This window comes from Caulobacter sp. P1_D6 (assembly GCF_056406095.1).
The window spans coordinates 13997-36656 of the sequence record NZ_JBFUAW010000038.1; the positions used below are offsets into that span (position 1 = coordinate 13997).

Sequence of the window (22660 nt, forward strand, 5' to 3'; positions counted from 1 at the left end):
TGTGTGCCGCGCGCCGGCCATCGCGGCAAGTCGCGTGTCGCGCGGCTTGCGTCGCGCGCGGCGAACGCCTAGCGATGATCCAGGGCCAGGATCGGAAACAGTGGTGCTAGCGGAACTTCGACGGTCGCCGTTCCTGGACGATCTGACGCCGAACGACCGGCGCGTCGTCCCGCTCCTGCTGACCCTGCCGATCGGCACGATCGCGGCCCTGCTGGCGGCGATCATCTGCGGCATCGCGGTCTTCCTGGCCTTCGCGGCCGGCGGCGGCGGGGTCGAGGCGGCCGAGCGGCTGATGACCATGATCGGCGGCGGTGAAACGCCGGCCGGCCTGACGCAGACCGCCTTCGTCCTCAACCTGCTGGCCTGGGTGAACGGCGGCATGGCCCTGGCCTTCGTGAGCGTCGCGGCGCTCCTGCAGCGCCGCCGGCTGGCCTCCTATTTCACGGCCGCGTCACCGTTCCGCTGGCGGCTGATGCTGCTGGGCCTGGGTCTGTTCGCGGTGACGATCGGACCCTTGCTGCTGGCGTCGGCGGCGCTGGACGCCAAGGCGCCGGCCATGCCGATCCTGACGGTCAGCCCGGACCTCGCCGGCCGGCTGATCTACGCGATCATGGTCGTGTCGCTGCTGGTGATCGCGGCCGCCGCCGAGGAGCTTGTCTTCCGGGGCTGGCTGATCAAGGTGGTCGGCGCCTGGTTTCCCGACCCGCGGGTGGTGCTGGTGCTCAGCGGTCTGCTGTTCTCGGCCATCCACTTCGATCCCAATCTCGACGCCTTCCTGATGCGGTTGGCCATGGGCGTGGGTCTGGCTTGGATGGCCCTGCGGCTAGGCGGGATCGAGTTCGCCATCGGAGCCCACGCGGCCAACAACATCATGATCCTGCTGTTCATCCAGCCCATGACTCTGAAACCCGAGGGGCCGCACGCCTTTCCGCCCGAAATCCTGCTGATCGCGCCCCTGATGCTGGCCGGCTACGTGGCCCTGGCCGAGTTCGCCGCCCGGTGGTCGCCGCTGCGGCGGTGGGTGCAGATCCCGGTCGGCGCGGATCCCCTGGCGGTTTTCGACTAGGTCGTCACGACCAGCGCAAGGGCGGCGCCTCGGCCTTCAGGGCCAGCAGCGCCGCGCGCAGCCGCGCCATGAAGGCGTGCCGGTCGCCATTCCAGCTCATGGACTCGCCGACCAGCACCGCGCAGTTCAGCGGGGCGGGGATCGCCTCGCCCTTGGGCAGGACCCGGCCGGCCCCCTGGATCCAGACCGGCGTCACCGGCGCCTCCGGGAAGGCCTCGGCCAGGCGGGCGACACCGCTTTTCAGCTGGCCCAGCTCGTCGCCGTCGCCGCGCGTGCCCTCGGGAAAGACCACCACGATCTCGCCGGCCGCCAGGGCCGCGCGGGCCGGCGCCAGGACGTCCTCGCCAGCGCCAGCCTTCAGACGCGCCACCGGCACGATGCCGATCACGTGGCGCGAGAACCAGCCGATCACCGGATCCTTCAGGAAGTAGTCGGCCGCCGCCACCGGCCGCACGCGGCCCACGGCGCGCGACGGGAAGATCGCCAGGAGCAGCAGGGTGTCGACATGGCTGGAATGGTTGGCCGCCACGATGGCCGGCCCCGTCAGCGGCAGGCGTTCGCGGCCGGTGACGTCGGCCCCGGTCAGGAACAGGGCCATGGGCCGGGCCACCAGCACCAGCAGCAGGAAGCGCAGCCAGCCCACGGTCAGAACTTCTGGAGCGCGAACAGCGCCAGCAGGTGGAAATAGAGCGGGGCGGTGAAGGTCAGGCTGTCGGCGCGGTCCAGCACCCCGCCATGGCCGGGAATGGCGTGCGAAGTGTCCTTGACCCCGATGTCGCGCTTGACCGCGCTCATGGTCACGTCGCCGGCGAAACCCGCCACGGGCAGGGCCAGGGCGACGATCAGCAGGCCGTGGCCGGCCAGCGGCGTGAACACCGGTCCCGCGAACCAGATCAGCAGGCCCGTCGCCAGCCAGCCGCCCAGGAAGCCCTCCCAGGTCTTGTTGGGGCTGACCGTGGGCGCGATCTTGTGACGGCCCAGCAGCTTGCCGAACACGTACTGGGCCACGTCGTTGAACTCGGTGACCAGCAGCAGGAAGAACACCAGCCCCGCCGCCCCGGCCGGCAGGCGGTCGGTGTCGGGCGTGCGCATCAGGAAGGCCGCGAAGCCCAGATTGTAGACGCAGGTCACCAGGCCCCAGTGGAAGGTGGCGGCGGTGGTCAGGAAACCGCGCGTCTGGCCCAGCATGGCCATCAGGAACGGCAGGCCCAGGAACGTCCAGACCGGGATGAAGACCAGGTAGAACATGTAGCGGTCGGCGGCGATGAAGCCGTAGGCGGCCAGCAGGATCAGATAGGCCGCCAGGATCGCGGGGCGATCCTCCTTGCGGATCGGAGCCAGGGAGAGGAACTCGCGCAGGGCCATGAACGAGATCAGGGCGAAGACGAGCACCGTCGCCTGCCAGCCCAGCAGCAGGGCCCCGGCCAGCAGGGCCACCATCACCCACCAGCTGGCGATCCGCTGGCGCAGTTCGCGATAGGCGTCGCCCGGCTTGAGCGCCGTCAGCACCGTGGCGATCGCCCCGGCCACGCTCAGCAGGGCTGTCACCCCGGCCAGGCCGATCAGCAGGACCGGCGGCTGGGCGGCGAAGACGGCGCGAACGGTCGAGACGATGTCCATGCGGCTCCCGCCAAACACCCCTGGAGGTGAACCGGTTTAGCTATAGCCTAGTTCTCGACTTGGAGGAGCACATGACCCAGGACCTGGACAACCGTCGCCCGTTGAAGGTCCGCGACGCCGCTTTCGCCCGGCGGATGGCTCAGCGCCTGGCCGAGGCCAAGGTCAGTCCCGACGCCGTCTCGGCGGCCGGCGTCGCCTTCGCCGCCCTGGGCGGATCGCTGCTGATGACGGCCGGCGGCCTGGAGGGCTGGCTTTTCCGGGCGGTGGTCCTGGTGCTGGCGGCGGTCTGCATCCAGGCGCGGCTGCTGTGCAACTTGCTGGACGGCCTGGTGGCGGTCGAGCACGGCCGGGGCGGAACCGCCGGGCCGATCTGGAACGAGCTGCCCGACCGGATCGCCGACGTCCTGCTGCTGGCCGGGGCCGGCTATGGCGTCCAGACGGCGGGCCTGGACGGCGCCGCGGCGGTCGGCTGGATCGCGGCGGTGCTGGCGGTGCTGACGGCCTACGTCCGCGAACTGGGCCGGGGGCTGGGACAGCCCGCCGACTTCTCCGGCCCGATGGCCAAGCAACAGCGCATGGCCGTTCTGACCGCGTTCTGCCTGATCTCGGTGTTCGAATCGCTATGGCGCGGCCACGGCCAGATGCTGCTGTGCGGCCTGCTGGTGATCGCGGCGGGAACGCTGATCACCATGGTGAGGCGGACCAGGAACTTGGCGCGGGGGCTGCGGGGTTAGCGGCGTCGCTAGCGCTTACCGCGCGGCGCGCCCGACCCGCCCGGACGCGGCCCGCTCGGTTTGCCGCCCGCGCGCGGCGGACCCTTGGGACCGTCCGGTCGAGCGCCGGCCTTGGCCATCCCCGGCTTGGACCACACCTTGCCGGCTTCGCCAGGCTTGCCCGCGCCGGTCGCCTTGACCGAGCTGGGCTTGCCGCCCGGACGCGCGCCGCCCGGCTTGCCGCCGGTCTTGGCCGGACCGTCGCCCAGAGGCTTGTAGCCATTGGCCCGCAGCGCGCCGAGCTTGGGTTTGGACGACTCCTGACCGGCGCTCTTGGCCGGCCGCGCGTCCTTGCCCTGGGCCGCGCGCTTGTCCGCCGCGTTCTTGTCGGCCATCTCCTTGTCGCGGATCCGCTTGGCGGCAGCGTCGCGGTAGGTCAGCGGCTTGGGGCCGATCATCTTGCTCTCGATCGACTTCTTGGCGTGCGCGACCGGCGCACGGCCGGCGATCGCGGGCTTCTTCTTCGGCTTGGCCCAGCCTGGCTTGCGGACGAACTTCTCCTCCTCGACCCTTTCGTCGGGGATCAGGATCGAGGTCTGGACCGCCTTGTTGGTGCGCGGCACGCCGCGGCGCTGCATGTCGCCGCCGCCCGCGGTGCCCACCGCCTTCAGCGGGTCGGCCACGCCGATGAACTGCGGCTTGTCGCCCTTGGGCATGTTCTCTTCGGCGACGATGCCTTCCAGCAGCTCGCGGATCACCCGGGGGCCGACCTCCTCGACCTGGCCCGGCAGCAGGGTGCCCAGGGCGAACGGGCCGTAGGACAGGCGGATCAGGCGGTTGACCTTCAGGCCGATGGACTCCAGCACCCGCCGCACTTCCCGGTTCTTGCCTTCGCTCAGCGACAGGGTGATCCAGATGTTCTTGCCGCCGCCGGCCTTTTCCTGGGCCTTGTCGAGGCGCGCCTCGATCGGGCCGTAGCGGACGCCCTCGACCGTGCAGCCGTCCTTCAGCCGATCCAGCTTGGCCTGGGTGGTGTCGCCGAAGGCGCGGGCGCGGTAGCGGCGGACCCAGGCGTTGTTGGGCATCTCCAGGGCGCGCGACAGGGCGCCGTCGTTGGTCAGCAGCAGCAGGCCCTCGGAGTTGAGGTCCAGGCGTCCGACCGAGATCAGGCGCGGCAGGTCGCGCGGCAGGGCCGAGAACACCGTCGGGCGCTGCTTGGGATCGTTGTGGGTGGTCATCAGCCCGGTGGGCTTGTGATAGCGGAAGACGCGCGTCGCCTCGGGCGCGTCGATCATCTTGCCGTCGACGGTCAGGATGTCGTCGGGGCGGACCTTGATGGCGGGGGTGGTCAGGACCTCGCCGTTCAGGGCGACCCGGCCGTCCTCGATCAGTCGCTCGACCGCGCGCCGCGAGGCCACGCCGGCCCGCGCCAGCATCTTGGCGACCCGCGCGCCGTCTCCGTCGTCGTCCTGACCCGGAATGGCGTTGTCATGCAGGTGGGGCTGGTATTTGTCGGTCACGGCGTCGGTCCTTCAAGGGCTGGGCGCATCTCACGATGGGCGGTTTTCTAATGCGCACCGAACTGGGCGGGGATCAAGGTGGACGCCATTCGTCTATAGTATATACTTCGTTTGTGGCGGAGACATACTATGAAGCCCACGAAGTACGAACCGCTCAAGCGTCACCTCGAAGGGATGTTCCAGCACGGCGAGGTGCGTCTCTCCTTCGCGGAGATCGAAAAGATCCTGGGCTTTTCCTTGCCGCCCTCGGCCTACGAGGCTCAGCCCTGGTGGTCGAACACCCGCGCGGGCCATTCCCAGGCGGTCGCCTGGCTGGACGCCGGCTGGAAGACGACCGCGCTGGACCTCGCCGGGCGGCAGGTCAGTTTCGTCAGGGATGAGGGCGTCGCCGGCCCCGCCGAGGAACGTACGCCGTTCGTGCGAAACGACGCAGTGGTCACCTTTCCTCTGGATGCGCTCGGCGAACGCGCTGTCCGCATGCTCGACAGGCATGTGAAGGACCACGGCGGGGATTCGACCAGCGCCTGCATCGCCCTGCTCGACCAGTTGGCCAACGACCGGCTCGTGGCGATGGTCGAATGGTTCCAGAAGGCTTCAAAGCCATCCGCCATCTCCGGCGCCGACCTGATCCGCGAAGATCGAGATAGTGATGAGCGATGAGATCGTGCTCGACGCCTCGGTCGCTGTCGATTGGCTTCTTCCCGGACCAGGTTCGGCGGCGGCGTTGGCGTTTGTGCGATCAGGCGCGCGGCGGATCGCGCCGGACCTGATCTTCGCCGAATTCGCTTCCGCCGCGACCAAGTTCGTTCGACACGGCTTGACGCCAAAGGCGGTTGCGCGCGACGCGGTCCAGCGACTCCCCGATTTGATCGATGAGATCGCGCCGCTGGGCGGCTTGGCGGGTCCCGCCTACGACCTGACGGCGCGCCACGGCTTTTCCGTCTACGACTCTGTCTATCTGGCCTTGGCCAGGCGACGCGGCCTTCTTCTGGTCACGGCCGACGCGAAGCTTGCTAGAAGGGCCGTCGACATCGGCATGGCCGACCACGTCCGCCTCCTGATCCCGGAGTCCTGATCATCGCTCCCCTTCCGCCCTTTGGCGCCCCGATCACCGACGAAGCCGTCATGGCCCTGGCCCTGGACGAGGCCCGCGCGGCCGCCCAGGCCGGCGAGACGCCGGTGGGTGCGGTGATCCTCGACCCGGCGACCGGCGAGATCCTGGCCCGGGCCGGCAACGGGCCGATCGGCGCGCACGATCCGACGGCCCATGCTGAGATCGCCGCGATGCGGATCGCCGCCGCCAAGCTCGGCAACTATCGCCTGACCGACCTGACCCTGGTGGTGACCCTGGAGCCCTGCGCCATGTGCGCCGGGGCGATCAGCCATGCGCGGATCGGCAGGGTGGTGTTCGGGGCCGAGGATCCGAAGGGCGGGGCGGTGGTGCACGGCCCCAAGTTCTTCGCCCAGCCCACCTGCCACTGGCGGCCGGAGGTGACCGGCGGCGTGATGGCCCAGGAGAGCGCGGACCTGCTGCGGGGGTTCTTCAGGGAGCGGCGGAAGAAGTAGCGCCTAGTTCACCATCGCCGAGCCGAGCAGCACCTTGGAGCCCTTGCGGCCCAGCACCTTGTCGGCGGCTTCCTGCATCCTGCCGCCCAGATAGTTCAGGTCCGGCGCCGAGCCGCGCGGCATGCCGGCGGTGTAGGTCATCAGCACCTGGGCGAAGGCGGCGCGCAGGCGGGGCTCCGACTGCTGGGCGCGCTCCATGAGGGCCGGATCCAGCGCCTGCACCCCGGCCTCCAGGGTCATGACCCCCCGGCGGCCGTCGCGGCGGATCGTGGTCGCCGTCAGCGGCTGCAGGGCGAAATAGGTCACGGGCGCCTTCTTCTCCTCCTTGCCGTGGCCGGCGAAGGCGGGCGGGGCGGCCAGGCTGGCGGCGGCCAGCAGCGACAGGACGGAGAGGGCGAGAGCGCGGCGCATGAGCCCTTGTGGCACGACGTGGTTGACGTCCTCTTTACGTCTGACGGGCACAAAGGGGCGTTAACCATGAATCGTCCCGCGCGCGGCGGATCACGTGCAGTTCGCGGCGGGGACGTAGGAGACTGAAATTGGGGCGCTTTTCACCGAAGAAGCTCGATCTGGACGGCAAGGTCATCCTGGTGACCGGCGGCACCGGTTCGTTTGGCCGTCGCTTCATCGAAACCGTCCTGCGACGTTCGGACCCGCGGAAGGTGATCGTCTATTCCCGCGACGAATTGAAGCAGAGCGACATGCAGCTGGAGCTGCGCGAGCAGTTCGACGAGGCGACCTACGGAAAGATGCGCTTCTTCCTGGGCGACGTGCGCGACCGTGAGCGCCTGACCCTGGCCCTGCGCGGCGTCGACATCGTCATCCACGCCGCGGCCCTGAAGCAGGTGCCGGCCGCCGAATACAATCCTTCGGAATGCATCCACACCAACATCATGGGCGCCGAGAACGTGGTCTGGGCCAGCCTCAACAACGGCGTCAAGCAGGTGGTGGCCCTGTCGACCGACAAGGCCTGCAACCCGATCAACCTGTACGGCGCGACCAAGCTGGCCTCGGACAAGACCTTCGTGGCCGCCAACAACCTGTCGGGCGACATCGGCACGCGCTTCGCGGTGGTCCGCTACGGCAACGTCGTGGGCTCGCGCGGCAGCGTGGTGCCGCTCTACAAGCGCCTGCTGAGCCAGGGCGCGACCGAGCTGCCGGTCACCGACGCGCGGATGACCCGCTTCTGGATCACGCTGAACGAAGGCGTGGAGTTCGTGCTGTCGTCGCTGGAGATCATGCGCGGCGGCGAGATCTTCGTGCCCAAGATCCCATCCATGACCATGCCCGACCTGGTCAAGGCCATGTCGCCGGACGTCGGCATGAAGATCGTCGGCATCCGTCCGGGCGAAAAGCTGCACGAGATGATGATCAGCGCCGACGACGCCCGCGCCACCGTCGAGCTCGAGGATCGCTACGTGATCGAGCCGACCTTCGTGGAATATCCGCGTACGCCGTTCCGGGGCGAGGCGGCGGCCAAGGACGTGGCCGAGGGCTTCAGCTACAGCAGCGACAACAACGACGACTGGCTCAGCGAGGACGGCCTGAACGCCATGCTGGCCGAGAAGGCCTGATGAGCAACCCGCCGTTCCTGCCGTACGGCCGTCAGACCATCGAGGACGACGACGTGGCGGCGGTGGCGGCGGCCCTGCGCGCCGATTTCCTGACCACGGGCCCGACCGTCGAGGCCTTCGAGACGGCGTTCAAGGCCAAGGTCGGGGCCGAGCACGCCATCGCCGTGGCCAACGGCACCGCCACCCTGCACCTGGCGATGCTGGCTCTGGGCGTCGGCGAGGGCGACGTCTGCATCGCGCCCTCGGTCACCTTCCTGGCGACGGCCAACTGCGCCCGCTACGTGGGGGCCGAGGTGGTGTTCGCCGACGTCGATCCCGACAGCGGCCTGATGACGCCCGAAACCCTGGCAGAAGCTCTGACCCGCGCGCCTGGTCGCCGGGTGAAGGCCGTGCTGCCAGTGCATCTGCGCGGCGACGTTTGCGATTTGCCGGTGCTGCGCGAACTGGCGGCCGGAGCCGGCGCGGCGCTGGTCGAGGACGCGCCCCACGCCCTGGGCTCGGTCGCCACCTTCGATGGCGTCGCCCATCCCGTCGGCGACGGCGCCTATTCGGCCTTCGCCAGCTTCTCGTTCCACCCGGTCAAGACCCTGGCGACCGGCGAAGGTGGCATGCTGACCACCAACGACGCCGCCCTGGCGGCCCGGGCCCGCAGCCTGCGCGGCCACGGCATGGTCCGCCCGGCCGGCGCCGAGCCTTGGGTCTACGAGATGCCGGAGCTGGGCTTCAACTACCGCATCCCCGACGTGCTCTGCGCCCTGGGGATCTCGCAGCTGTCCAAGCTGGACCGCTTCGTCGCCCGTCGCCGGACGCTGACCGCGCTCTACGCCGAAAAGCTGGCCGCCCTGCCCCCGACCGTGCGCCTGGCCGAGAGCCCCGCCTGGTCAGACCCGGCCCTGCACCTGCTGACCGTGCTGATCGATTTCGAAGCCGTCGGAACCACCCGCCGCGCGGTGGTCGAGGCGCTGAAGGCCCGAGGCGTCGGCAGCCAGGTCCACTACATCCCGGTGCACAGCCAGCCCTACTACCAGGCCCGCTACGGCGCCCTGGATTTGCCCGGCGCCGACGCCTGGTACGCCCGCTGCCTGACCCTGCCGCTGTATCCGACCATGGAGGACGGCGATGTCGACCGGGTGGTCGAGGCGCTGGCGGCGGCGCTGGGGTGCTAGATGCCCAAGTACCGCCACCGGTATCACTTCCCGGAGCGGACGATCGACGGTTTGGGCGTCCTGACCTACGCCGATGACGACGCGGCGATCCACGCGCTGGCGGCGCTCGACACTGAACGTGTTCCGGTTGAACTCTGGCGTCAGGAGCGAAAGCCGAGGCTTCTGGCGACCAAGGCCGGGGACGGCTCGGTCACCCGCGCCGCAGTGGCCTAGGCCGCCGCCTTCTGCTGAACCATGCCCTTGAGCAGGTCCATCGTCTCCGGAGAAGCCGCCAGTTCCTCGCGGGCTTCCGGGGCGCGGGCCAGTTTCAGGACTTCGACCTTGGCCTTGTCGGCGACGGGGCCCGTGGGTCCGGCCTCGCCCATGGCCAGCTTGATCAGCACCGACATCTTCTGAGCCAGAGGCGCGGGGGCGCGAACGAGCATTGTGACCAGCCGGGCGTCGACCTCGATCATGCCGCCGACCTCGCCCAGCCGGGCGCACAGCGGTTCGTAGTCCTCGACCACCAGGCCCGAACGGACCAGGGCGCGTTGCAGGCCGGCCAGGGCGGCCAGCTTGGCGGCCGCCGAGTCGGGTCCCTGGCGCAGTTCGCGTTCGAAGCGCAGGGCCAGGACGTTGGCCGACAGCCAGCGGGCCGCGGTGCGCTTGTTGACCGCGCCCATGACGTTCTCGGCCAGGCGGATCAGCATCTGCACCTCCTCGCGCGACGAGCGGTCGCGGCCGAGCAGGGCTTCGATGAACTCGCCGTTCAGCAGGGTCTTGGAGCGGGTGGTGAAGGCGCTGGTGATGTCTTCCGGCGGCAGGATGCGGCCCGCGGCGGCCGTCAGGCTCATGGCCAGGGCGCGCAGGAACTCGATTTCGGCCTCGGCGTCGGCGGGCTTGAGGCGACGCACGCCGTTCAGCTCCTTGAGCACCCGCTGGGCGATCGACATGCGCACGGCGGGGAATTCCTCGCCGCTGAGCCATTCGCACAGGCGCTTGGCCGTGCCGTTCAGCTCGGGCATGCAGTTGCGCACACCGGCCTCGACGCGGATCAGGCCTTCGACCTGGGCGCCGCCCGCCAGGCGGGTCATGGCCGCCAGGGTGGTGCCGAGGTCGGCTTCGCCGCCCTCCTTGTTGCTGCCCAGCAGGTCGGCCATGCCGGCCTTGGAGCCGATGATCTCGGCCAGGGGCGTCTCGATGGCGGCCAGTGCGGCGGCGCGGGCCTTGGGATCGGTGGGCGCGGCGTCGGCCAGGTCGAGCAGGCGGGCCAGCTTCTCGGACCAGTTCTTGCCGGGCGCGATCGAGGCGGCGACGCCGGCCCCCAGCAGGAAGGCGCGGTCGGGATCGATGGCCAGCCGCTCGGCGGCGCGGGCGAAGCCTTCCTTGTCCAGGTCGGGCAGGTCGCCCTTCTTGAACGCCTTCATCAGGTTGGCGACGGTGCGTTCGACCAGGCCCTGGAAGGTGCGGATCAGTTCGTGGACCGACATGCCCCGGGCCTCGGCCTCGGGAATGGCGATCTTCTGCAGGGCGTGCTGCAGGTCGGTGCCGGAGGCTTCCAGCTTCTCGACCAGGTCGGGACGGTGCAGCAGCTCGAACGGCGTGGCGTGGTGACGCTCCAGGAATCCTTCCAGCAGCCGGCCGATGCGGTCGCGCGCGTGGGCGGTGTAGAGGTCGGACGGCTGGACGCAGAGCGGTTCCAGGTCCTCCTGCACCTTCTTGGGCTTGCCGCCGTCGACCTGGCCCTTGGTGAAGATCGAGATCGACTTGTATTCGCGGGTGTCGGGGTCGAGGGTTTCCTTGCTGACACGCACGGCGACGGCCCGGCCCTGCTCCAGCGCCTCCTCGGCGGTCTGCAGGGCGTGGGTCCGGATCTCGGTCGCCATGTCGAGCGTCCACTGCGCGCCGACCTTGCGGCGCACGAATAGCTCGTAATGGACTTGGTCGCTCATCAGCAAAAGGCTCCCCGAGACTCCGTTATGGGATACGAGACCTTAAGGTGAGGTTGCCGCCCGAAACGCCTTGCGCGCGGCCCGCCAGGCCCCTTCGGGACGTACGCGCCGTAATCGCGCCACGCTGGGGCCGCAAAAGACCGGGAAAGCTTAGCCGCTCCGCGCGTTGTAGCGGGCGACGCCGATCGATAGTATCGGCAGGAAATCCGCGAAAGGACCCATAGGGCTCGATGGCCGATATTACTCTTATCGACGACGACGAGAACATCGTCGCCTCGGTTTCGCTGGCGCTGGAAAGCCATGGCCACGTGGTGAAGGCTTATTACGACGGCGCGTCGGGTCTCGACGCGGTCGAGAGCCAGGCGCCCGACCTGGTGATCCTGGACGTCAAGATGCCGCGCATGGACGGCATGGAAGTGCTGCGCCGCCTGCGCCAGACCACCGAGATCCCGGTGATCATGCTGACCTCCAAGGACGACGAGATCGACGAGATCCTCGGCTTCAACCTCGGGGCCGACGACTACATCCACAAGCCGTTCAGCCAGCGCCTGCTGCTGGAGCGGGTCAAGGCCGTGCTGCGCCGGGCCCGCCCGGAAGAGGACGAGCCGGGCGTCGCGCCGGGCGCGGCCAATTCCAAGATCATGAAGCGCGGCAAGCTGACGCTGGATTCCGCGCGTCACGACAGCCTGTGGGACGGCCGGCCGGTGCGCCTGACGGTCACCGAGTTCCTGCTGCTGCAGTCGCTGGCCCAGCGCCCGGGCTTCGTGAAGAGCCGCGACAACCTGATGGACGCCGCCTACGACGATCAGGTCTATGTCGACGACCGCACCATCGACAGCCACATCAAGCGGATGCGCAAGAAGTTCCGCCAGGTCGATCCGGAATTCGATTCCATCGAGACCCTGTACGGCGTCGGCTACCGCTATCGCGAATCCTGATCCCGCCGTGGGATCGGAGGCCGCAGCCAAGCCGAAACGGCGGATGACCTGGCCCAGACCGGCTTGGCCCACGCTTGCCTGGCCCCCTAAACTCGCCTGGCCCAGGGGTTCGCGCCTGGGCCGGCTGATCATCGGGCTCAACCTGCTGGCCTTGGCCGTGCTGCTGGGCGGGGCGCTGGTGCTGAACGAGCTGCGCAGCGGCCTGATCAACACCCGCATCGACAGCCTGACCACCCAGGGCGAGCTGATCGCCAACGTGATCGACCTGGCCGCCACCGTCGGCGATCCGGAACCGCGCCTGGTGCCCGACCAGGCCAGCGACATCCTGCAGAGCCTGTTCATCCCGCGCTCGCAGCGCGCGCGGCTGTTCGACGCCCAGGGCAACCAGCTGGCCGATTCCTACGTGGTCGCCGACCGGGTGGAGTCCAAGGTCCTGCCGCCGGCCCGCAAGCCCGGCCAGCCGGCGTTCGGCCTGCCCGCCCAGGACACCGACGCCAAGCCGGAGGTGGCGCGCGCGGCGCGGGCCGCCCTGGCCGCCGAGATCGCCCAGGCCAAGCTGGGCGAGCCGGTGGCCGGCACCCGCATCGACGAGATGGGCGAGCGCGTGGTGTCGGTGTCGATCCCGATCCAGCACGTGCGCGCCGTCTTGGGCGTGCTGACCCTGGAAGCCGGCGACATCGACCAGATCATCGCGGCCGAGCGCAAGGCCCTGCTGCCCTTCGCCCTGATCGCCATCGCCACCACCCTGATCTCGTCGTTCCTGCTCAACCGCCTGATCGCCCAGCCGGTGCTGCGGATGGCCAGCGCCGCCGACCGCGTGCGGCTGGACGGCGCCCGGGCCATCTCCCTGCCCGACATCTCCGACCGCAAGGACGAGCTGGGCGACCTGTCGCGGGCCCTGGAGGAGATGACCGACTCGATGTCCGAGCGGATGGACGCCATCGAGCGCTTCGCCGCCGACGTCGCCCACGAGATCAAGAACCCCCTGACCTCGATCCGCTCGGCGATCGAGACCCTGGACCTGGTCACCGATCCGGCGGCCCGGGCCCGGCTGCTGGGCATACTGCAACAGGACGTCACCCGCCTGGACCGGCTGGTCACCGACATCTCCAACGCCTCCAGGCTGGACGCGGAGCTGTCGCGCGAGGCGCCGCGGGCCTTCGAGCTGAACCTGCTGCTGGCCGAGGTGATCCATCTGTACGAGGCCCAGCTGCGTCCGGGCGAGGCGCCGGGCAGCGTGCGGGTGACCTTCGACGCCAAGGCCGCCCCGCAGCACGCCCGGATCGTGGCGCGCGAGACCCCGATGGGCCAGGTGTTCCGCAACCTGATCGACAACGCCCGCTCGTTCAGCGCCGCCGACGGCGAGGTGCGGGTGACGCTGAAGCGCGATCCGGGGCTGCGCGATCATCACAACCGCTTGATCGTCACGGTCGACGACGACGGTCCCGGCATTCCGCCCGACAATCTCGAGACCATCTTCGAGCGGTTCTACACCTCGCGGCCGAAGGGCAAGGCGTTCGGCGGCAATTCGGGCCTGGGCCTGTCGATCGCCCGCCAGATCGTCGAGGCGCACGGCGGGACCATGCGGGCCGAGAACCGCAAGACCGCCGAGGGCAAGGTGATCGGCGCGCGGTTCCGGGTCGACCTGCCCGAGGCCGGCGCCCACAACGCCCACCATCACGGCGGTTCACGCGACGGGGGCTCGCGCGAATGATCCGCCATGCGGGGCTGATCGCCCGCCGGGTCGCCGGCGAATGGCGCGGCGCGCTGATCGAAGGCGCGTCGGGCGTCGGCAAGAGCGACCTGGCGCTGCGGGCGCTGGACCAGGGCTTCGTGCTGGTCGCCGACGACCGCACCCTGGTGTTCGTTTCCGGCGGCAAGCTCTATGGCCGCGCGCCCGACGCCCTGGCCGGCCTCGTCGAGGCGCGAGGCCTGGGCGTGCTGCCCCAGCCCTATCGACCGTTCTGCCGGATCGATCTTCTGGTGCGCTGCGTGGATCGGCCGCAGGCGGTCGAGCGGCTGCCTGATCCCGCGTTCGAGGCCGTCGAAGGCGTTTCCACGCGGGTTCTGCACCTGTGGCCTCTGGAACCCGCCGCGCCGGGGAAAATCCGACGGATGTTTGAGCATCTTGGAGTCCCCGACTAACAAGCGTATCAAGGCGGCCCGCGCGGCCCTCCCTGGCCGCCACGGGTTATGGGGATCCCGTTTGAGAGATCAGGCATGATCGGGCTCGTGATAGTCACGCACGGGCGGCTGGCGGAGGAGTTCGTCTCCGCCATGGAGCATGTGGTCGGACCGCAGAGCGCGGTGAAGGCCATCTGCATCGGCCCGGAAGACGACATGGAACGTCGCCGGTCGGACATTCTGAAGGCGTGCGCCGCTGTCGACCAGGACGGCGACGGCGTGATTCTGCTGACCGACATGTTCGGCGGCACGCCGTCGAATCTGGCCATCTCGGTGATGGAGCAGACCAAGGCCGAGGTGATCGCCGGTCTGAACCTGCCGATGCTGATCAAGCTGGCCAGCGTGCGCCAGCGCGAAAACCTGCAGGCCTGCGTCGCCCACGCCCAAGAGGCTGGACGCAAATATATCTCCGTGGCCTCCTACGTGCTCGCTGGGGAAAAGTGAGTCGCATGGCGGCGCGCACGGTCGAGATCGTCAATGAACGGGGCCTGCACGCCCGCGCCTCGGCCAAGTTCGTCAAGCTGGCCTCGGGTTTCGACGCCGAGGTCACGGTCGCCCGCGACGGCACCAGCGTCGACGCCCGCTCGATCATGGGCCTGATGATGCTGGCCGCCGGCATCGGCTCGACCATCGACATCGAGGCCGAGGGCCCCGAGGCCGACGCGGCCGTCGAGGCCCTCACCGAGCTGGTGTCCAACCGCTTCGACGAGGAGCGGTAGGGCTCAGCAGGGCTCAGCAGAAGATTGGCGCGACGCTCTCCAGACGGGCGCGGGCGGCCGGGCTGACCTCGCCGACGGTCTTCAGGAACCCTTCGTTGCGGAGCGCCGAGCCGATGAAGGTCCAGCGCATCGCCTGGTGCTGGACCTCGCCGAAGGTCTTCTTCTCGGCGTCCGACAGCGAACGGCCCGCGGCGGCCTCCAGCGCCGCCAGGTCCAGATCGACCTGCTGGGCCAGGCCGCCGTCGATGAAGGCGCCGATGTCCAGGAAGTCATCGACCGCCTTGTCGACCTGTTCCGGCGTGGCCCGGGCGGCCAGTTCGAGGAAGACCAGGGCGTCCAGCTTGGCGTGCTGGGACTCCTCGATCCAGTGGTGCTTGAGCAGGCTCTTGAACTGCGGGTCGAGATCCTGGTCGTCCTGGACGCTTTCGACATAGTGGCGTTGGGTCGCCCATTCGATGCCGAGAACGAACAGCGCCAGCCCTAGGCGGCTATGGTTACGGACCGCCGCGCCGATCGCATCGGCCGGCCCGATGAAGCCGCAGGGCGTGTCGAAGCCGTCCTCGAACGCCTGCCGGAAACGGACGAACAGCTCGATATGCTTGGCCTCCTCGGCCGCGAACTGGGTCAGGGCGGGCGTCCGGTGCGGATCCTGGCCCGGCTTGGACGGGGCCAGGTCCTCGATCAGGGGCAGGATGCAGCGCTCCACCAGCTCGAACATCGCCAGATAGACGAAGCCGCGAATCTGGTTGAGCTTCAGGCGTTCGGCCGGGCTCAGGAAGTCGAGCGCCGCCGTGCGGGCGAAGGTCTCCGGCATGAACGGCTTGGAAAAGTCCATCGGCTTGTCGAGGCCGATGATGTCCTCGACGCGCCAGTTCACGCGCTTGGAGGTTTCGAGCAGGCGCTCGTAGTTCAGGTCCTGGATCATGGGTCGTCTCCTCGCGCGGCGAGGCGCCCCTCGGGCGCATGCCGCGACGGTGAGCTCGCCGCCGGCTAGTTGTTGGCGGTGGTCGGGTCGATGATCTGCGGGATCTCGGTGATCGAGGTCACCGGAAAGCCGCTCAGCTCGGCATGGGCGTGGATCACGTCCTCGCCGTCCGCGAGATAGATGCAGAAGGTCCGATCCCCAGCGACATAGCTGTGCTGCCACTGGATGTTCCGGCCTATCTTTTCGATCGCCTGGTTCGAGGCGCGAGCAGCCCCACAGAGCTCGATGATCGACATGCCGCCGATCCCGGGGATTTCGCGTTCGACCAGGTAACGCTTGAGATGGCCCATGGCGCCGCCCCGCATCACCCTTGGAATGACCACAGCATCGCGCCGTCGGGCCCCGGGCGCAATCCAAACCTTGTGGCGCTGGCTAAAGGTTTTACTTATGATGCGGCATGCCTGCGCCTCCTTATCTCCGATCCCTGCAGGCGTTGGAGCTGGCCGTGCGCCACGGCTCCTTCGTCGGGGCCGCCGTCGATCTGGGCGTCACGCCGGCGGCCGTGGGCCAGAGGGTGAAGGCGCTGGAGGACTATCTGGGCGTCGAGCTGCTGGTCCGGGGACGCGGGGGCGTCAGCGCGACCGCGGCCCTGAGCTCGGCCTTGCCACGCCTGCGCGAAGGGTTCCAGGCGCTGGAGGCGGCGGCCGAGGAACTGGAGCTGCAGCGCGGCCGTGAACTGCACATCGCCGCGGCGTCCGACGTCGCGGAGCTCTGGCTCAAGCCCTGCCTGGAGCGCTTCCGGGCCCTGCATCCCAACATCCTTTTCACCGTCAACGGCGAGGGCGACGCGGCGCGACGGCTGGGGCGGGTCGATTGCGAGATCAGCTTCGCAAGCGCCGGCGAGGACCCCGCGCGGCGGCTGTTGTTCCGGGACTACGTGGTTCCGGTGGCCTCGCCCGAAAACGTCGCCCGCACCGCGCACATCGACCTGAAGACCCGGCTCGAGGGCTTCCCGATCCTGCACCTGGACTTCTACAAGGACGATCCGGCCGGTCTTTCCTGGCCGGACTGGGTCGCGGCCAACGGCGTTTCACGGGCCTTTCCGGAGCGCGGGATGCGCTTCCAGCGCATCGGCTCGGCCCTCGACGCGGTGGCGGCCAACGCGGGGGTGACCCTTTGCGGCCTGGCCCTGATCACCGAACAACTGGACGCCGGCGTCGTCGCCCTGCCGTTCCCGATCGAGACCGGACGCTGGAGCGAGCACGGTTTCGTGGCCCGTTTCCGGTCGGACCTCGCGGGTCAGAGACACGTCGAGCGCTTCCGCGCCTGGCTGGTCGAGGAGGCGCGGCTCACCGCCGACAGGCTGGCCGCGATCGTCGACGGCCGGCTCTAGCGGACGGCTACTCCGCCGCCACGCTTTCCGGCGCGACGGTCTTCACGCCCATCGGCCGCAGGTCCAGGTCCCTGAACAGCGCGCTGTCCTCGTCCTGGCCGGGCAGGGGGGTGGTCAGCAGCTTGCCGCCGACGAAGATCGAGTTGGCGCCGGCCAGGAAGCACAGAGCTTGCAACTCGCGGTTCATCTCGTCGCGCCCGGCCGACAGGCGGACCATCGATTTGGGGCAGACGATCCGGGCCACGGCGACCGTGCGGACGAACTCGATCGAGTCGATCTGGCCTTCCTTCAGCACCTTGTCGCCCAGCGGCGTGCCGCTGACCGGCACCAGGCCGTTGATCGGCAGGCTGTCGGGGTGGGCCGGCAGGGTGGCCAGCTGGTGCAGCAGGCTGGCGCGGTCGCGGCGGGTCTCGCCCATGCCGACGATGCCGCCGCAGCAGGTGCTCATGCCCGCGTCGCGCACATAGGCCAGGGTGTCCAGCCGCTCCTGGTAGGTGCGGGTGGTGACCACGTCGCCATAGTATTCCGGGCCGGTGTCGAGGTTGTGGTTGTAGTAGTCCAGGCCGGCGTCCTTCAGCTCCTTCGCCTGTTCCGGCGTCAGCATGCCCAGGGTCGCGCAGGTCTCCAGGCCCAGGGCCTTCACGCCGCCGATCATCGCCGCCAGCCTGGGCAGGTCGCGGTCCTTCAGCTCGCGCCAGGCCGCGCCCATGCAGAAGCGCTGGGCCCCGCCGTCGCGCGCCTCGCGGGCCTTGGCGATCACGACCTCGGCGTCCATCAGCTTCTCGGCCTTCAGGCCGGTCTTGAAGTGGGCCGACTGGCTGCAATAGCCGCAGTTCTCGGCGCAGCCGCCGGTCTTGACCGACAGCAGCTGCGACAGCTGCACTTCCGACGGATCGAACCAGGCCCGGTGCACGGTCGCGGCCTGGAACATCAGCTCCATGAACGGCTGGTCGAACAGGGCCTGGACCTGGTCGAGGGTCCAATCGTGACGGGGCTCGTGACGAGCGGGGGCGGCGTTGATCTGGCTCATGGCGCGCAGGTTTGGACTCGGTCACTTCGATTGGCAAGCACGTCCCGCGTGCGAAGGCTGGTAATAGCCCGATGCAGCCAAAGTCGGTTCGCGAGGTTATAAGGTGCGCATGGATCACGAAATCGAGCTGAAGTTCCTGATCGCACCAGAGGCTTCGAACGCGGTCCTGGCCCGGCTCGAGGGGCGGGAAGCGGTTCGGCAGCTCGACGCCACCTATTTCGACACCATCGACCACGCCCTGCGCAAGGCGGGCTTCGGCCTGCGCATCCGCGACGGCGAGAACGGCCGCAAGCAGACCCTGAAGTCGGCCTCGTCGGGCGGGGTGTTCGCGCGCGGCGAATGGGAGAGCGCCGTGGAGGGAGCCGAGCCCGACCGCGACCTGCTGGCCAAGACCCCGGCCGCCCAGGCCATCAACGGCGACACTCTGGTTGCGGTGTTCACCACCAACGTCAAGCGCGTGACCCGGCTGATCGAACGCGACGGCGCGACCATCGAGGCGGCCCTCGACCAGGGCGAACTGCTGGCCGACGACCGCCGCGCGGCGGTCAGCGAGCTTGAGCTGGAACTGAAGACCGGCGCGCCGAGCGTGCTGTTCGACCTGGCGCGCGACCTGGCCGCCCACGCGCCGCTGCGGCTGTCGCTGGTCAGCAAGGCCGAGCGTGGCTACGCCCTGGCGCTCAACGAAACGGACGGCCCCCGCCCCGACGCGCCGCTGGATCCCGGCGCGACGACCGGAGAGGCGTTGCAGGCGCTCGGCCGGACGGCCCTGTGCCGCCTGTGCGCCGCCGCCGAAGCCCTGCACGCCCGCCCCGGTCCCGAACGGGTGCACAAGCTGCGGGTGGCGGCGCGACGGTTCCGGGCCCTGCTGTCGACCTTCAAGGCCCTGGCCGGCGCTCCGGACGCCGCTCACGTCAAGGCCGAGCTGAAATGGCTGGCCGACGAACTGGGCGAGGCGCGGAACCTGGACGTGTTCATCGCCGACGTCTGGCGGCCGGCCGCCGAAAGCCAGGCTGCGGGGGATCCGGCCGCGCAGGACCAGCCCGATGCGGCGGCCCAGGAGGAGGCGCAGGCCCTGGCGGCGTTCGGCAAGGCGCTGCTGTCGGCCCAGACCGACGCCTACGGCAGGGCCGACGCGGCCGTGGACAGCGCCCGCTTCCGCGCCCTGGCCATCGACGCCGCCGCTTGGCTGGAAGCCGGGGCCTGGACCACCGACAAGGCTCTCGAGAAGCGCCGTGACAAGCCCGCCGCCGACTTCGCCGCCAAGGCGCTGGACAAGCGCCGCCGCCGCATCCGCAACGACGGCCGCGACCTGGCCGCTCTCAGCCCCCAGGAACGACATGAGCTGCGCATTCGCGGCAAGAAGCTGCGCTACGCGGTCGAGGACCTGGGCGGGTTGTTCCCCGACCATCCCAAACGCCTAGCCCGCTTCGTCGAAGCGACCAAGGATCTCCAGGACGCCCTGGGCGTGCTCAACGACCTGGCCGCCCGCGAGGCCCTGGCCCGGGAGGTGGCGATGTCCTGCGAGGACCCCCAGGCCGCCTTCGCCGCCGGCCGCCTGACGGCGGGCCGCGAGGGTCGCGAGAAGGAACTTCTGGTTGAGGCCCAAGGCGCCTATGTTAGCTTCGCCGAGGCCAAACGGTTCTGGTGACCAGGCGGTTCTGGTGACCAAACGGCTCTGGTGAAACGTCCCGGGGGGGATCCAATGTTCAAGCTCAGGACGGTCCTTGTCGGCGCCGCCGCTTGCGCGGTGCTCATCCTGGGGACGCCCTTGGCCGGCCAATCCCGCGCGGCGGCGGCGGACAAGCGGGTCGCCACGTTCAAGGACTGGGTCGTGGCTTGCGACAATCTCCGCAACTGCGAGGCCGACGGCTTCACGGCCCCGGACGAGGAGTCGATGAGCCGCCCCAATCACATGGCGATCCTGCAGCTCAATCGCGGCGGGGGACCCGACGATCCGGTCCAGGCAACGCTGCAACTGATGGAGGATGTGCCGGACGGGTTCGAGGGCAAGCCGTTGGTGCTGGCCGTCGACGAACGACCGCTGACGAGCGTTCGGGGCGCCAAGGACTTTTCGGTCACGCTGAGCGCCGCCCAGGTCGGCCCGCTGCTGGTCGCCGCCCGCAACGGAACCACCTTGACCCTCAGCCTGGGCGACCGGGAACTGGGCGTGGTGTCGCTGGCCGGCCTGGCCGCCGCCCTGCGCCGGATGGACGACCAGCAGGGCCGCGTCGGCACCGTCACGGCGATCGTCGCCAAGGGCGCGGCGCCCGCGTCGTCCGTGCCGCCGCGGCCGGCCATCGAGGTGGTTCGCCGCGCGCCCGCCTTCGCTCAGACGGGCCTGTCCGACAGGCCTCCCGCCTCGGTCAAGGCGCTGGTGGCCAAGAACGACTGCGACCAGGACCCCGCTTGGGACGGCGGTTACGTCCGGGCCTATCGCCTGTCGGCCGACCAGGTGATGTGGCGAGTGTCCTGTGCGGGCGGGGTCGGCGCCGCCGAGGCGCTGCTGGTCGTCACCGACAACAAGGGCGGCAAGCCGTGGATGCCGTTCGACGGCCTGATCAGCGGCGGCGCCTACGATCCGAAGACCCGCCTTCTGGGTCTCTACACCAGGGAGAACCGCTTCGGCGATTGCGGCGAGGGCGGCGAGTGGGCCTGGACCGGGACGGCCTTCGTCGTGGTCCGCGAGATGGCCATGCCCGTGTGCCGAGGTCAGATCAACTGGCCGGTCACCTACCAGGCCAAGGTCGAATAGGTCGGCGCGGCCCTGAACGCGGGATGTGGGGCATATAAAGAAATCCTTATGCCTTAATTGCGAGAACCGGCGGGGCGCGGTATAGACCGCGCAAGACCATCCCCCGACCGCAGGAGCCCGACCGTGGCCGACTACATCGTCAAGGACATCTCGCTCGCCGATTACGGCCGCAAGGAAATCGCCATCGCCGAGACCGAAATGCCCGGTCTGATGGCCACCCGCGCCGAATACGGCCCTGCCCAGGTCCTGAAGGGCGCCCGCATCGCCGGCAGCCTGCACATGACCATCCAGACCGCCGTTCTGATCGAGACCCTCACCGCTCTGGGCGCCGACGTCCGCTGGGCCTCGTGCAACATCTTCTCGACCCAGGACCACGCCGCGGCCGCCATCGCCGCCGCCGGCGTCCCGGTGTTCGCCTTCAAGGGCGAGAACCTGGTCGAGTACTGGGAATACGCCCACAAGATCTTCGAATGGTCGGACGGCGGCTATCCGAACCTGATCCTCGACGACGGCGGCGACGCGACCCTGCTCTGCGTGCTGGGTCCGAAGGCCGAGAAGGATCCCTCGATCCTCAACAACCCGACCAACGAGGAAGAAGAAGCGCTCTACACCGTGATGAAGCGCTACCTGGCCGAAAAGCCGGGCTTCTACTCGGCGATCCGCGACGCCGTCGGCGGCGTGTCGGAAGAAACCACCACGGGCGTGCACCGCCTGTACCAGATGGCCCAGAAGGGCGAACTGCCGTTCCCCGCCATCAACGTCAACGACAGCGTCACCAAGAGCAAGTTCGACAACCTGTACGGTTGCCGGGAATCGCTGGTCGACGCCATCCGTCGCGGCACCGACGTCATGCTCTCGGGCAAGGTCGCGGTGGTCTGCGGCTACGGCGACGTGGGCAAGGGCTCGGCGGCTTCGCTGCGCCAAGGCGGCGCCCGCGTGATCGTCACCGAAATCGATCCGATCTGCGCCCTGCAGGCGGCGATGGAAGGCTATGAAGTCCAGACCCTGGACGACTGCGCCGGCCGCGCCGACATCTTCGTCACCGCCACGGGCAACAAGGACGTCATCACCGTCGATCACATGCGGCAGATGCGCAACAACGCCATCGTCTGCAACATCGGCCACTTCGACTCGGAAATTCAGGTCGCGGGCCTGAAGAACTTCAAGTGGGACGAGATCAAGCCGCAGGTCCACCACATCGAGTTCCCGGACGGCAAGAAGATCATCCTGCTGTCGGAAGGCCGCCTGGTGAACCTGGGCAACGCCACCGGTCACCCGAGCTTCGTGATGTCGGCCAGCTTCACCAACCAGACGCTGGCACAGATCGAACTGTGGACCAACAAGACGGCCTACAAGAACGACGTCTACACCCTGCCCAAGCACCTGGACGAAAAGGTCGCCCTGCTCCACCTGGAGAAGCTGGGCGCCAAGCTGTCGACCCTGCGCAAGGACCAGGCCGACTACATCGGCGTGCCGGAAAAGGGCCCGTTCAAGCCGGACCACTACCGCTACTAGGCCTGGCTCCAAGCCAAGCCGGAAGGGCCCGTCGCGGAAACGCGGCGG

25 protein-coding genes are annotated in these 22660 nt (G+C 69.2%); 17 read left to right on the forward strand and 8 right to left on the reverse strand.

The window, feature by feature from the left end:
* Positions 1-103 precede the first annotated feature (103 nt).
* Positions 104-1066: a lysostaphin resistance A-like protein gene (locus tag AC1DYP_RS19660; RefSeq protein ID WP_477047756.1), complete on the forward strand. Its 963-nt coding sequence runs from the start codon at positions 104-106 to the stop codon at positions 1064-1066.
* 4 nt (positions 1067-1070) lie between these two features.
* Here the strand turns inward: AC1DYP_RS19660 and AC1DYP_RS19665 are convergent, their stop codons facing one another.
* Together AC1DYP_RS19665 and AC1DYP_RS19670 are read right to left on the reverse strand one after the other, a co-directional pair.
* Positions 1071-1709: a lysophospholipid acyltransferase family protein gene (locus AC1DYP_RS19665; RefSeq protein WP_477047757.1), complete on the reverse strand. Its 639-nt coding sequence runs from the start codon at positions 1707-1709 to the stop codon at positions 1071-1073.
* A gap of 2 nt (positions 1710-1711) precedes the next feature.
* Positions 1712-2686: a phosphatidate cytidylyltransferase gene (locus AC1DYP_RS19670; protein ID WP_477047758.1), complete on the reverse strand. Its 975-nt coding sequence runs from the start codon at positions 2684-2686 to the stop codon at positions 1712-1714.
* A gap of 71 nt (positions 2687-2757) precedes the next feature.
* Here AC1DYP_RS19670 and AC1DYP_RS19675 point away from each other — a divergent pair, with 71 nt between their 5' ends.
* Entirely contained in the window at positions 2758-3420 is a 663-nt protein-coding gene (locus AC1DYP_RS19675; RefSeq protein WP_477047759.1) for a CDP-alcohol phosphatidyltransferase family protein, read from the forward strand.
* A gap of 8 nt (positions 3421-3428) precedes the next feature.
* Here the strand turns inward: AC1DYP_RS19675 and AC1DYP_RS19680 are convergent, their stop codons facing one another.
* Complete coding sequence (locus AC1DYP_RS19680) at positions 3429-4919, reverse strand: pseudouridine synthase (RefSeq protein WP_477047760.1); 1491 nt, start codon at positions 4917-4919, stop codon at positions 3429-3431.
* 129 nt (positions 4920-5048) lie between these two features.
* Between AC1DYP_RS19680 and AC1DYP_RS19685 the strand changes: the two genes are divergently transcribed.
* Genes AC1DYP_RS19685 through AC1DYP_RS19695 form a run of 3 tightly spaced genes read left to right on the forward strand, consistent with a single transcriptional unit; the run spans position 5049 to position 6485 of the window.
* A complete protein-coding gene (locus AC1DYP_RS19685; RefSeq protein WP_477047761.1) occupies positions 5049-5579 on the forward strand; it encodes a DUF7662 domain-containing protein in 531 nt (176 codons plus the stop codon).
* Positions 5580-5583: 4 nt separating this feature from the next.
* Positions 5584-5994, forward strand: a complete 411-nt coding sequence (locus tag AC1DYP_RS19690; protein ID WP_477047762.1) for a type II toxin-antitoxin system VapC family toxin — start codon at positions 5584-5586, stop codon at positions 5992-5994.
* Between the two features lie 32 nt (positions 5995-6026).
* Positions 6027-6485 (forward strand): nucleoside deaminase, encoded by a 459-nt coding sequence (locus tag AC1DYP_RS19695; RefSeq protein ID WP_477047802.1) that lies wholly within the window; start codon positions 6027-6029, stop codon positions 6483-6485.
* Between the two features lie 3 nt (positions 6486-6488).
* Here the strand turns inward: AC1DYP_RS19695 and AC1DYP_RS19700 are convergent, their stop codons facing one another.
* Entirely contained in the window at positions 6489-6896 is a 408-nt protein-coding gene (locus AC1DYP_RS19700; protein ID WP_477047763.1) for a hypothetical protein, read from the reverse strand.
* Positions 6897-7024: 128 nt separating this feature from the next.
* Between AC1DYP_RS19700 and pseB the strand changes: the two genes are divergently transcribed.
* The 3 genes from pseB to AC1DYP_RS19715 are packed head-to-tail and all read left to right on the forward strand — an operon-like array spanning position 7025 to position 9438.
* Complete coding sequence (gene pseB, locus AC1DYP_RS19705; protein WP_477047764.1) at positions 7025-8059, forward strand: UDP-N-acetylglucosamine 4,6-dehydratase (inverting); 1035 nt, start codon at positions 7025-7027, stop codon at positions 8057-8059.
* Positions 8059-9225 carry a UDP-4-amino-4,6-dideoxy-N-acetyl-beta-L-altrosamine transaminase gene (gene pseC / locus AC1DYP_RS19710; RefSeq protein WP_477047765.1) on the forward strand — a complete coding sequence of 389 codons (1167 nt, stop codon included), beginning with the start codon at positions 8059-8061 and terminating at the stop codon, positions 9223-9225. Before pseB ends, pseC begins: the two co-directional genes overlap by 1 nt.
* A complete protein-coding gene (locus AC1DYP_RS19715) occupies positions 9226-9438 on the forward strand; it encodes a hypothetical protein (RefSeq protein ID WP_477047766.1) in 213 nt (70 codons plus the stop codon).
* Here AC1DYP_RS19715 and AC1DYP_RS19720 read toward each other — a convergent pair.
* Complete coding sequence (locus tag AC1DYP_RS19720; protein WP_477047767.1) at positions 9435-11156, reverse strand: hypothetical protein; 1722 nt, start codon at positions 11154-11156, stop codon at positions 9435-9437. The genes AC1DYP_RS19715 and AC1DYP_RS19720 overlap by 4 nt on opposite strands.
* 230 nt (positions 11157-11386) lie before the next feature.
* Here AC1DYP_RS19720 and AC1DYP_RS19725 point away from each other — a divergent pair, with 230 nt between their 5' ends.
* The 5 genes from AC1DYP_RS19725 (at position 11387) to AC1DYP_RS19745 (ending at position 14997) form a co-directional block, all read left to right on the forward strand.
* On the forward strand, positions 11387-12094 hold the full coding sequence (locus tag AC1DYP_RS19725) for a response regulator transcription factor (RefSeq protein WP_165190936.1): 708 nt from the start codon (positions 11387-11389) through the stop codon (positions 12092-12094).
* Positions 12095-12137: 43 nt separating this feature from the next.
* Positions 12138-13808 (forward strand): sensor histidine kinase, encoded by a 1671-nt coding sequence (locus tag AC1DYP_RS19730; RefSeq protein WP_477047768.1) that lies wholly within the window; start codon positions 12138-12140, stop codon positions 13806-13808.
* Entirely contained in the window at positions 13805-14239 is a 435-nt protein-coding gene (locus tag AC1DYP_RS19735; protein WP_477047769.1) for an HPr kinase/phosphorylase, read from the forward strand. The genes AC1DYP_RS19730 and AC1DYP_RS19735 overlap by 4 nt, the downstream gene beginning before the upstream one ends.
* A gap of 75 nt (positions 14240-14314) precedes the next feature.
* The gene (locus tag AC1DYP_RS19740) at positions 14315-14722 is read left to right on the forward strand and encodes a PTS sugar transporter subunit IIA (RefSeq protein WP_029909326.1); all 408 of its coding nucleotides are present in this window, start codon (positions 14315-14317) and stop codon (positions 14720-14722) included.
* Positions 14719-14997 carry an HPr family phosphocarrier protein gene (locus AC1DYP_RS19745; protein ID WP_165190933.1) on the forward strand — a complete coding sequence of 93 codons (279 nt, stop codon included), beginning with the start codon at positions 14719-14721 and terminating at the stop codon, positions 14995-14997. Before AC1DYP_RS19740 ends, AC1DYP_RS19745 begins: the two co-directional genes overlap by 4 nt.
* Before the next feature lie 13 nt (positions 14998-15010).
* Here AC1DYP_RS19745 and AC1DYP_RS19750 read toward each other — a convergent pair whose 3' ends face one another.
* Both AC1DYP_RS19750 and AC1DYP_RS19755 read right to left on the reverse strand, forming a co-directional pair.
* Complete coding sequence (locus AC1DYP_RS19750; protein WP_477047770.1) at positions 15011-15922, reverse strand: diiron oxygenase; 912 nt, start codon at positions 15920-15922, stop codon at positions 15011-15013.
* 65 nt (positions 15923-15987) lie between these two features.
* A complete protein-coding gene (locus AC1DYP_RS19755) occupies positions 15988-16272 on the reverse strand; it encodes a DUF4242 domain-containing protein (RefSeq protein WP_477034540.1) in 285 nt (94 codons plus the stop codon).
* A gap of 107 nt (positions 16273-16379) precedes the next feature.
* Between AC1DYP_RS19755 and AC1DYP_RS19760 the strand changes: the two genes are divergently transcribed.
* Entirely contained in the window at positions 16380-17315 is a 936-nt protein-coding gene (locus AC1DYP_RS19760) for a LysR substrate-binding domain-containing protein (RefSeq protein ID WP_477047771.1), read from the forward strand.
* A 7-nt stretch (positions 17316-17322) separates the two neighbouring features.
* Here AC1DYP_RS19760 and bioB read toward each other — a convergent pair whose 3' ends face one another.
* Positions 17323-18345 (reverse strand): biotin synthase BioB, encoded by a 1023-nt coding sequence (gene bioB / locus AC1DYP_RS19765; protein WP_477047772.1) that lies wholly within the window; start codon positions 18343-18345, stop codon positions 17323-17325.
* 109 nt (positions 18346-18454) lie between these two features.
* Between bioB and AC1DYP_RS19770 the strand changes: the two genes are divergently transcribed.
* The 3 genes from AC1DYP_RS19770 to ahcY all read left to right on the forward strand — a co-directional run bounded on the left by AC1DYP_RS19770 (position 18455) and on the right by ahcY (position 22612).
* Entirely contained in the window at positions 18455-19993 is a 1539-nt protein-coding gene (locus AC1DYP_RS19770) for a CYTH and CHAD domain-containing protein (protein WP_477047773.1), read from the forward strand.
* 54 nt (positions 19994-20047) lie between these two features.
* The gene (locus AC1DYP_RS19775) at positions 20048-21097 is read left to right on the forward strand and encodes a DUF1176 domain-containing protein (protein WP_477047774.1); all 1050 of its coding nucleotides are present in this window, start codon (positions 20048-20050) and stop codon (positions 21095-21097) included.
* Positions 21098-21220: 123 nt separating this feature from the next.
* A complete protein-coding gene (gene ahcY / locus AC1DYP_RS19780; RefSeq protein ID WP_477047775.1) occupies positions 21221-22612 on the forward strand; it encodes an adenosylhomocysteinase in 1392 nt (463 codons plus the stop codon).
* Positions 22613-22660: the final 48 nt, after the last annotated feature.